This is a genomic window from Streptosporangium sp. NPDC001681 (assembly GCF_040298085.1).
Lineage (GTDB): Bacteria > Actinomycetota > Actinomycetes > Streptosporangiales > Streptosporangiaceae > Streptosporangium.
Genome location: NZ_JBEOZN010000122.1, coordinates 22,073 through 28,849 on the forward strand (window position 1 = coordinate 22,073; position 6,777 = coordinate 28,849).

Below are 6,777 nucleotides of genomic sequence, written 5' to 3' on the forward strand. Positions count from 1 at the left end.
GGCCCCTGGGGGGCGGCCGTCAGTGTCCGGCGTCCTCCCAGGTGCGGCCGACGCCCACCGAGACGGCCAGCGGGACACGCAGGGCGTAGGCGGCGTTCATCCGGTCCGTGACCAGCTCGCGCAACGTCTCCAGCTCACCGGGGGCCACCTCGAAGACGAGCTCGTCGTGGACCTGCAGCAGCATCCGGGAGCCGAGCGCCGCCTCCTTGAGCGCGCCCTGCACGTTGAGCATGGCGACCTTGATGATGTCGGCCGCCGAACCCTGGATGGGCGCGTTGAGCGCCATCCGCTCGGCCATCTCGCGGCGCTGGCGGTTGTCGCTGTTGAGGTCGGGCAGGTAGCGGCGCCGCCCCATGATCGTCTCGGTGTAGCCGTCGTTCCTGGCCTGCGCGACGATCGCGTTGAGGAAGTCGCGGACGCCGCCGAACTCCTCGAAATACCCCTCCTTGAGCGCTCTGGCCTCGGAGACGGGGATGTTGAGCTGCTCCGACAACCCGAAGTCGGACAGTCCGTAGGCCAGGCCGTAGTTCATCGCCTTGATCTTGGCCCGCATCTCCCCGGTGACCTGCTCGGGCTCGATGTCGAAGACCCGGGCCGCGGTGGCCTGGTGGAAGTCGTGCCCGGACTCGAAGGACGCGATCAGCGCCTCGTCGCCGGACAGGTGGGCCATGATGCGCAGCTCGATCTGGCTGTAGTCGGCGGTCAGCAGGGTCTCGAAGCCCTTGCCGACCACGAAGCCCTGCCGGATGCGGCGGCCCTCGGCGGTGCGGATCGGGATGTTCTGCAGGTTGGGCTTCTCCGAGCTGAGCCGCCCGGTGGCCGCCACGATCTGGTTGAACGTGGTGTGGATGCGGCCGTCGTCGGCGATCTCCTTGATCAGGCCCTCGACCGTGACCTTCAGCTTGGCCTGGTCGCGGTGGCGAAGCATGATCGTCGGCAGCTCGTGCTCGGTCTGGGCGGCCAGCCAGGCCAGCGCGGGGGCGTCGGTGGTGTAACCCGTCTTGGTCTTCTTGGTCTTGGGCAGGTTGAGCTTGACGAACAGGATCTCCTGAAGCTGCTTGGGCGAGCCCAGGTTGAACTGCTCACCGCCCACGGAGGCGTGCGCCGCCTCGACCGCCTGCTTGACCGCGGCGCCGAACTCGGCCTCCAGGCCGCTGAGATACTCCCGGTCGACGGCGATGCCGGCCCGCTCCAGCTCGGCCAGCACGGTGACGAGCGGCAGCTCCACGTCGCGCATCAGGCGGATGCCGCCCAGCGGCTCCAGGAACGCCTCCAGCGCGTCGGCGAGCTCGCCGACCGCCAGTGCCCGCAGGGCCAGGTCGCGGGCGCCGTCGTCGTCCTGGTCGTCGAAGAGGCTGGTCTGGCCGCCGTTGTCGGCCTCGCTGCGCAACTCGCGCCGCAGATAGACCCGCACGAGGTCCTCCAGCGGGAACGAGCGCTGCCCGGGCGTCGCCAGGTAGGCGGCGAGCGCGGTGTCGCAGGTGAGGCCGCGCAGCTCCATGCCCTGCGCCCACAGCGCGAGCATCGGGCCCTTGGCGTCGTGCACCGCCTTGGGCTTCGAGGCGTCGGCCAGCCACGCGCGCAGGGCCGCCTCGTCGGCCTCGGTCAGCGTGGTCGGGTCGATGAACGCGGCCCCGGCTCCGGCCGCCGCGACGGCGATGCTGTCAACACGGCCGGTGCCGCTGCCGTACGCGCCCTTGAAGGCCAGGCCGGCGCGGCCCTCGGGCAGCGCGCGCAGCCACGGGTCCACCTCGTCGGGGCCGAGGGTGACGACCTCGACCTCGAAGCCCTCCTCGGTCTCCGCCTCGGGCGAGCCGATCGTCTTGAACAGCCGGTCGCGGATCTCGCCGCGGAACTCCAGCGTGTCGAGGATCTTGTTGATCTCGTCGCGGTCGGCCGCGCCGACCGTCAGCCGGGAGATCTCCTGCTCCAGCGGGACGTCGCGGATCAGCTGGGTCAGGCGCCGGTTCATCAGCACCTGGTCGAGGTGGTCGCGGAGCTTGTCACCGACCTTGCCCTTGACCTCGTCCACCCGGTTGACCAGCTCCTCCAGCGAGCCGAACTCGCGGATCCACTTGGCCGCGGTCTTCTCCCCCACGCCGGGGATGTTCTTCAGGTTGTCGCTGGAGTCGCCGCGGATGGCCGCGAAGTCGGGATACTGCGCCGGGGTGAGCTCGTACTTCTCCAGGACTGCCTCGGGGGTGAAGCGGGTCATGTTGCTGATGCCGACACGGGTCATCAGCACGGTGACCCGCTCGTCGACGAGCTGCAGCGCGTCGCGGTCGCCGGTGACGATCAGCACGTTCATGCCCTGCTCGGCGGCGCGGGTGGCGAGGGTGGCGATCAGGTCGTCGGCCTCGTATCCGGCCAGCGACAGGTGCGGCACGCGCACCGCGTCGAGCACCTCGTGGATCAGGCTCATCTGGCTGCGGAAGCTGTCCGGACTCGCACTCCGGTTCGCCTTGTAGTCGGCGTACTCCTCGTGGCGGAACGTCGGCTCGGAACGGTCGAAGCAGACCGCCACGTGGGTCGGCCGCTCGTCGCGGAGCACGTTGACCAGCATCGAGGTGAACCCGTAGACCGCGTTGGTCGTCTGGCCCGTGGTGGTGGAGAAGTTCTCCTCCGGCAGGGCGTAGAAGGCCCGATAGGCGAGTGAATGCCCATCCAGCAGCAGGAGACACGGACGAGTGGGGGTCGCTTCGTTCTTCGGCACAGCGAAAGCCTAGTCTCCTGGTACGACAGAACGCCTGACTCACCTGACAGGAGACGTCCCCTTGACCATGACAGACCCCGACGAGGCCGCTCGCATCGAGGAACTGCTGGCCGCCTCACACCAGAACACGCTGGTGGAGCGGATGGGCATCCTGATCACCGAGGCCACTCCCGAGCGGGTGACGGGCACGATGCCCGTCGAGGGCAACACCCAGCCGTACGGCCTGCTGCACGGCGGTGCCTCGTGCGTGCTGGCGGAGACGCTGGGCTCGGTCGGCGCGGCACTGCACGCGGGCCCCGGGCGCATCGCCATGGGCATCGAGATCAACGCCACCCACCACCGCTCGGCCACCTCGGGGCTGGTCACCGGCGTGGCCACCCGGCTGCACGGCGGCCGGACGCTCACCAGCTACGACATCGAGATCGTCGACGACCGGGGCCGCCGGGTGTGCAGCGCGCGCCTCAGCTGCATGCTGCGCGACGCCTGAACACACCCGGATCGCCTTTTTGCCATCATCGAGCGATGATTCCGCTACGGTGGGTGACGGCGATGCCCGCGGGGAGGCCGAGTAGAAAACGTACGGGGTCGGGGAAGCTCCGTACGGCGCCAAAGGCCTCCCCCGGGCTCCCTGGGCGTCGACCTTCAGCGCGCAAAGGCCCGCACCGGGCGGGTGCGGGCCCTTAAGAGACGGAACTCAGATGTCCGTGTGCGTCGGGTCGAGCACCCGGCGCAGGAAGGTCTTCGTGCGCTCGTGCCGCGGAGCGCCGATCACCTGCTCCGCCGGGCCGTCCTCCACGATCACGCCGCCGTCCATGAAGACCACCCGGTCGGCCACGTCGCGGGCGAACGCCATCTCGTGGGTGACCACGAGCATCGTCATCCCCTCCTCGGCGAGCTTGCGCATGACCGTGAGCACGTCACCGACGAGTTCGGGGTCGAGCGCCGAGGTGGGCTCGTCGAAGAGCATCAGCGCCGGGCTCATGGCCAGCGCCCTGGCGATGGCCACCCGCTGCTGCTGGCCGCCGGAGAGCTGGGTGGGGTAGGCGTCGCACTTCTCACCGATGCCGACCTTGTCCAGGTTCTCCCTGGCGATCTTCTCAGCCTCGTCCCTGCCCCGCTTCAGCACCCGGCGCTGCGAGATCATCACGTTCTGCAGAACCGTCATGTGCGGGAAGAGGTTGAACTGCTGGAAGACCATCCCGATGCCGCGGCGGGCGGCGTCGATGTCGACGTCGCGGTCGGTCAGCTCCACTCCGTGGACGACCACCTTGCCCGACGTCGGCTGCTCCAGCAGGTTCACGCAGCGCAGCAGGGTGGACTTGCCCGACCCCGAGGGGCCGATGACACAGACCACCTGGCCGGGGTCGACGGCGAAGTCGATGCCCTTGAGAACCTCGAGCTTGCCGAAGCACTTGTGCAGGTCGCGGATCTCAACCGCGTGGTTCACCGGAGTCACCGTCCCTTCGCCTGGCGCTTCTCCAGCCGGGACGCGAGATAGCCCAGCGGAATGGTGACCAGAAGGTATGTCACGCCCACGACCAGGATGGGCGTGGCGTTGGCATGGGTCGAGGCCATGTCGTTGCCGAACTTCGTGAGCTCGACGTAGTCACCGGAGACACCGAGGAACAGCACCAGCGAGGAGTCCTTGAGCAGGGAGACGAACTGGTTGGTCGTCGGCGGGATCACGATGCGCACGGCCTGCGGGATGACGATGGAGACCATGGCCCGCGTGTACGACATGCCCAGCGAGCGCGCCGCCTCCATCTGCCCCTTGGGCACCGCCTGAAGGCCCGCCCTGAGCGTCTCCGCCATGTAGGCCGAACCGACGATCGTCAGACCCAGGATGCCCTCGCCGTAGGTGCCGCCCGGCACCTGGAAGCCGCTCAGGGCCAGGGGCAGGAACAGGATGAGCAGGAAGATCAGCAGCGCGGGCAGGCCGCGGAAGATCTCGATGTAGGCGATCGCGATCCACCGGTAGGGCCGCACCGACGACATCCGCATCAGCGCGAACAGCAGACCGAGCAGGAAGGCGAAGACGAACCCACCGACCGAGTAGATGATGGTGTTCTTCAGCGCGATCGTGAACAGCTCTGGAAGCGTCTTCTCCGCGACGTCGAGCCTGGCGAAGTTCTTTCCGAGCTCGCCCCACTCGATGGTCAGGGCCAGGAAGACGGCCACGGCCGCCAGTACGACGTACTGGACGGCGCGGCTGATCTGCTGTCTCTTACGGGGACTGAGCCCACTCCCGGCGGGAGCACCCCCGCCGGGAGTGGGCTCGGTCGTCGTTGGCTGGTCCGTCATCGGTTAGCCGAGCTCCCCGGGCTTCTTACCGAACCACTTGACGAAGATCTGCTCGTAGGTGCCGTCCGCCTTGGCCTCGGTGATCGCGTCGTTGATCGCCTTGAGCAGGACCGGGTCGGCGCCCTTCTTCAGGCCGACGCCGTACTGCTCGCCGGTGTCGAGGCTGGCGACCAGCTCGAACTTCTCCGCGATCTCGGGCTTCTTCAGCCAGGTCAGGACGACGGGAAGGTCCTGGACGATCACGTCGACCTGTCCGGACTGCAGGCCGAGCAATTCCTTGGGAGAGTCGGCGAACTCCTTCGGGTCCAGACCGTTCTTCTTGACGTAGTCGAGGCCGGTGGTCGAGGCCTGGGCGCCGAGCTTGAGGCCCTTGGCCTTGATCTCGTCAAGGGTCGCCACGCCGGCTCCCTTCTTGGCCAGCAGTGCCTGCGTGGCGTCGAAGTAGGGCTCGGAGAAGTCGATGTTGGCCTTGCGCTCCTCGGTGATCGTCATACCGGCGGCGGCCACGTCACACTTGCCCGCCGCCATCGCCGCGCCACTCTTGATGACGGCGAAGTCGATGTCGACGATCTCCTGCGTCAGGCCGAGCTTCTTGGCCGCCAGGTCGACGATGTCGACGTCAAAACCGACGACCTTTTCCCCCTCCTTGAACTGGAAGGGCTCGTAGGGCAGGTTGGTGCAGGTGGTCAGCTTGCCAGGGGTGATCACCTGCGGGCCGGCCGCGGCCGCGGGAGCGCTTGCCGAGGCACCATCGCTCGGGCTCGCGCTGGTGGTCTCGCCACCACCGCAGGCCGCAAGGCCGAGCGCACCGGCGACGACCATGGCGCCCACCGTGAGTGCACGACGGGAAACAAAACTCAGGCCCACAAAGGCCTCCTTACGGTCAAATGTCGCTTCTTTTATGGATACCTCAATGCAGGTCATGCTCCATCACCTGCATAATCGTGCAGATCACCGGTATGACACAATTCGGACAACAACCGTGTCAGGAGTCCCCCAATCCACACCCTGCTCCAGCCGCGGACCGGGATGCGAACACTTGCCGGATCGTCAACGCCGGCCGGGCCGGTCGTTGAACTTCGGGGTCCGACTCGGTTACGTTGCCCGATGTGCGCGCCCCCCTGATCCTGTTCACCGGTGTCGCTCTCGCCGTCACCGTCCTGTCCGGCTGCACCGCAGGGGAACCGGCCGCATCCGCCTCCCCCTCGGCCACCTCCACCCCGACCTACGAACTCCCGCCGCGCCCGGTTCGGCCGGGCGAGAGCCCCATCCGGGCCGCGCCGGTGACCGACGGCGACACCCGGTTCCAGGTGATCGGCCTGCAGAAGGGCCTGAGCGGCTTCTTCGGCAGCCACGCCGAGTGGCAGGCCAAGGGCCAGTACGTGGTCGTACGGATCCTCGTGGAGAACCCCGGGCGCACCAACTCCCGCTTCGACGCCAAGCGGCAGCAGCTCATCACCGCCGACGGCACCGTCCACACGATCGACCGGTTCGCGCAGGCCACCAAGCGCCAGCCGGACACCCTCCCGCTCGGCGCCCAGGTCAGGATCGAAATGGACCTGTGGTACGACATCCCCTCCGAGGCGCAGGTCTCCGCGATCAGGCTGTTCGGCGACCCGCCCCTCGGCGTGGGGGGCACCACCGACGGCGTGCGGGTGCCACTGTCCTGAGCCTCCCCGGCATGGGCGGGGCCCCCCCCCCCCCCCCGCGGGGGGCCCCCCCCCCCCCCGGGGGGGGCGCCGGCGGGCGGGGCCGCCGCCCCG

The 6,777-nt window shown here is 68.6% G+C and carries 6 protein-coding genes; 2 read left to right on the plus strand and 4 right to left on the minus strand.

Annotation, left to right across the window (positions count from 1 at the left end):
• Positions 1-19: 19 nt before the first annotated feature.
• Positions 20-2,713, minus strand: a complete 2,694-nt coding sequence (gene polA / locus ABT130_RS37580; protein ID WP_350963828.1) for a DNA polymerase I — start codon at positions 2,711-2,713, stop codon at positions 20-22.
• Between the two features lie 61 nt (positions 2,714-2,774).
• Here polA and ABT130_RS37585 point away from each other — a divergent pair, with 61 nt between their 5' ends.
• Positions 2,775-3,200: a hotdog fold thioesterase gene (locus ABT130_RS37585; protein WP_451936409.1), complete on the plus strand. Its 426-nt coding sequence runs from the start codon at positions 2,775-2,777 to the stop codon at positions 3,198-3,200.
• Between the two features lie 207 nt (positions 3,201-3,407).
• On the opposite strand, the gene ABT130_RS37590 is transcribed toward ABT130_RS37585, so the two are convergent.
• Genes ABT130_RS37590 through ABT130_RS37600 form a run of 3 tightly spaced genes read right to left on the minus strand, consistent with a single transcriptional unit; the run spans position 3,408 to position 5,836 of the window.
• Positions 3,408-4,169, minus strand: coding sequence for an amino acid ABC transporter ATP-binding protein (locus tag ABT130_RS37590; RefSeq protein WP_350963831.1), 762 nt, complete (start codon positions 4,167-4,169; stop codon positions 3,408-3,410).
• Complete coding sequence (locus ABT130_RS37595) at positions 4,166-5,014, minus strand: amino acid ABC transporter permease (RefSeq protein ID WP_350922742.1); 849 nt, start codon at positions 5,012-5,014, stop codon at positions 4,166-4,168. The genes ABT130_RS37590 and ABT130_RS37595 overlap by 4 nt, the downstream gene beginning before the upstream one ends.
• 3 nt (positions 5,015-5,017) lie before the next feature.
• A complete protein-coding gene (locus tag ABT130_RS37600; protein ID WP_350963834.1) occupies positions 5,018-5,836 on the minus strand; it encodes an ABC transporter substrate-binding protein in 819 nt (272 codons plus the stop codon).
• Positions 5,837-6,123: 287 nt separating this feature from the next.
• Here ABT130_RS37600 and ABT130_RS37605 point away from each other — a divergent pair, with 287 nt between their 5' ends.
• Positions 6,124-6,684 carry a DUF4352 domain-containing protein gene (locus ABT130_RS37605; protein WP_350963836.1) on the plus strand — a complete coding sequence of 187 codons (561 nt, stop codon included), beginning with the start codon at positions 6,124-6,126 and terminating at the stop codon, positions 6,682-6,684.
• Positions 6,685-6,777 lie beyond the last annotated feature (93 nt).